A 2,343-nucleotide genomic window follows, 5' to 3' on the forward strand; every position below is an offset into this window, starting at 1 on the left:
GCTCATCGTCCCTGCTGACGTTGGGCCGTTGGCGCCCAGCAACCACATTTGGTAGACGGTTCCCGCGGAAGGAGGTGCGACATTGTTCATCACCAGCACACCAGCGTTGCGGTCGTGTGAAAAGACCACCGTGGCAGTCCCATTGCCGAGCGGGCGAGATACTGTGCGCACGTCCGGGGCAGCCAAGACCTGTTCGGCAACGGTCGACGCCTGGTGCGGACGCATCACCACGCCGACACCGAACGCCGCCGCACCGACCACGACCGCGGCGGCCGCGGACGTCAAAGCGGCTGCGCGCCAGGATATCTTGCGTCGGCCGCCAGATTCGATGACGGTCAGTGTGGCGGCCCGCAGTCGAGCCGGCGGTTCGACAGCAGTCGTCGACGAGAGGACCGCCATCGTCTCGCGGACCGCGCGGACCTCGTCGTCAAAAGCCGCCGCGACCGGCCGCGGCGCGGCCGCCAGCCACCGCTCGATGTCGGATCGCTGCTCGTCCGATACGGCGTCCAACGCGTATGGCGTTGCCAGTTCCAGCAATTCGAAATCGTTAGGTTCGGTCATGACACTTCCAAGCAGTTACGCAGGGCGCGCAGCCCGTCGCGCATGCGCGTCTTGATTGTCGATAGATTGGCCGCCAATCGCTGCGATACTTCGTTGTACGTCAGGCCGTCGTAGTAAGCCAACTGGATGCACTGCCGTTGTATGTCGGTCAGGGCCCCCAAGCATTCGGCCACTCGGCGACGTTCATCGCCCGCAATCGCCGATTCGGCCACGTCATCGGTGGCCGCCTCGGCGTTGGCCGCGGCGTAGCGAGACTCCCGCCTGCCGCACGCTTCTTCGGACCGCACTCGATCGACGGCGCGGCGGTGCGCGATGGTCAGCAGCCAGGACAACGCGGAACCCTTGTCTGAGTCGTAGTCGGGCGCCGTCCGCCATACCTCGTAATAGACCTCTTGAGTGGTCTCTTCGCTGTAGCCGGAATCGCGCAGCACCCGCACGACCATTCCGTAAACCCGGCTCTTGGTGAGGTCATAGACGGCAGCGAACGCGGTGCCGTCGCCGCGCGCGACCTTGTGCAGCAGAGCGGCCAGATCGTTGCTGGGCATCGTCGGTCCCGTCATCGATCGGTAGCCTAACGCCGGTGACTGCAGTTGCATCGCAGTTGTTCTACATAGGTGGGATCTGAGCACCCGCGATTGGTCCACTCCCGTTATTCGTAGCCGGGAGGTCGGGTGGACGGTCCGGGGGTTCCGCTGTCTCTAAACCAGCTGGGCGACGGTGGTCACCGCGATGAGGACCAGCACCGCCGTCCCGATGACGTACACCTGGCGGCGAGGCGTGACCCGCTCCGGAATCGGGCCCCGCTCTAGCGTCCGTTGACGTCGAACGGCGATGAAATAGGTCCCGAGGGCCACAGCGGCTGCCAAAACGGCGGGGATCAGACCCTTCGGCCCGACCGAGCCGTGCAGGTTGCGGATCATCAGCAAGGCGCCATTGACAAGGAATGCGAACGACGTGCGCGTCCAGGCCAGCGCGGTGCGCTCGGCCTGACTGCCGCGATCGGGCGGGTTGGTGGTCAACCCATCACCGCCTTGGCGATCACCAACCCGAGCGCGATGACGCCCACCAGGCTGAGACCGAAGGCCAGGTAGACCGGTGACGGCTGGCGGGGGAGCGGCTCGCTGTGGCGCATCGCGTGATCCGCTTGCCGCCAGCGCAACAGCCCCATGCCGCTGGTGAGGATAGCCAGAACCGCGAGCCCTACGGCGAGTGATCGGCGTGCGCCGGGAATCGTCAACTCAGGGACCAGTTGCACGAGGGCGACCGCCGCCGCGAGCAGTCCCAGCGCGGTGCGTTGCCAGGCCAGGAAGGTCCGCTCGTTGGCGAAGATCAATCGATAGTCGGGCTCTTCGGTGCCGTCGGAGCCGCCCCCGTTGGCGGCCGTGTTCTCGGTCACGTCGCACATCGTAGATTCTTGGCCGCCGATGGTTGCATGATGAGGCCTGTGGTTAAGGCGCTGTTGTTCGACGTGCAAGGGACGGCGACGGATTTCCATTCGACGGTCTGCGACCAGTTGCAGCGGATCAGCGCCGGCCGCCATCCCAGTGCCGATTGGCCGGACGTGGTGCGGCGGTGGCGCGCGGCCTACTTCACCGCGTTGAAAAGTGCGCAGAGCCGCAACGGCGAGTGGGTTTCCGTGCACTCGGTGTACCGGGACTCGCTCGACGACGTGCTGGGCGAGTTCGGTTGGGAGTTCACCGCCGCGGAACGCGACGAGCTCACCCTGGCCTGGCGACGGCTGAGGCCGTGGCCCGATGTGGTGGCGGGGCTGACGCGGATGAA

At 66.1% G+C, this 2,343-nt stretch carries 4 protein-coding genes and 1 pseudogene; 1 reads left to right on the top strand and 4 read right to left on the bottom strand.

The window, feature by feature from the left end; genetic code table 11:
- The 4 genes from JOZ00_RS24445 to JOZ00_RS24460 all read right to left on the bottom strand — a co-directional run.
- On the bottom strand, nt 1–561 hold a 561-nt coding region (locus JOZ00_RS24445), incomplete at its 3' end, for an anti-sigma factor (RefSeq protein ID WP_293349306.1).
- Nucleotides 558–1,121 (bottom strand): sigma-70 family RNA polymerase sigma factor, encoded by a 564-nt coding sequence (locus JOZ00_RS24450; RefSeq protein WP_293349308.1) that lies wholly within the window; start codon nt 1,119–1,121, stop codon nt 558–560. The genes JOZ00_RS24445 and JOZ00_RS24450, both read right to left, overlap by 4 nt.
- A gap of 138 nt (nt 1,122–1,259) precedes the next feature.
- Nucleotides 1,260–1,580 carry a DUF202 domain-containing protein gene (locus tag JOZ00_RS24455; RefSeq protein ID WP_293349310.1) on the bottom strand — a complete coding sequence of 107 codons (321 nt, stop codon included), beginning with the start codon at nt 1,578–1,580 and terminating at the stop codon, nt 1,260–1,262.
- Nucleotides 1,577–1,966 (bottom strand): DUF202 domain-containing protein, encoded by a 390-nt coding sequence (locus JOZ00_RS24460; protein ID WP_293349312.1) that lies wholly within the window; start codon nt 1,964–1,966, stop codon nt 1,577–1,579. The genes JOZ00_RS24455 and JOZ00_RS24460 overlap by 4 nt, the downstream gene beginning before the upstream one ends.
- Before the next feature lie 27 nt (nt 1,967–1,993).
- Here JOZ00_RS24460 and JOZ00_RS24465 point away from each other — a divergent pair.
- Nucleotides 1,994–2,343: pseudogene (locus JOZ00_RS24465) on the top strand (haloacid dehalogenase type II); the annotation flags it as partial.

This window comes from Mycobacterium sp. (assembly GCF_019243155.1).
GTDB lineage: Bacteria > Actinomycetota > Actinomycetes > Mycobacteriales > Mycobacteriaceae > Mycobacterium.

Excerpts from the sequence above, each read along its gene's own strand:
- JOZ00_RS24460 (WP_293349312.1), bottom strand. The coding sequence starts at position 1,966 with ATGTGCGACGTGACCGAGAACACGGCCGCCAACGGGGGCGGCTCCGAC.
- JOZ00_RS24450 (WP_293349308.1), bottom strand. The coding sequence starts at position 1,121 with ATGACGGGACCGACGATGCCCAGCAACGATCTGGCCGCTCTGCTGCAC.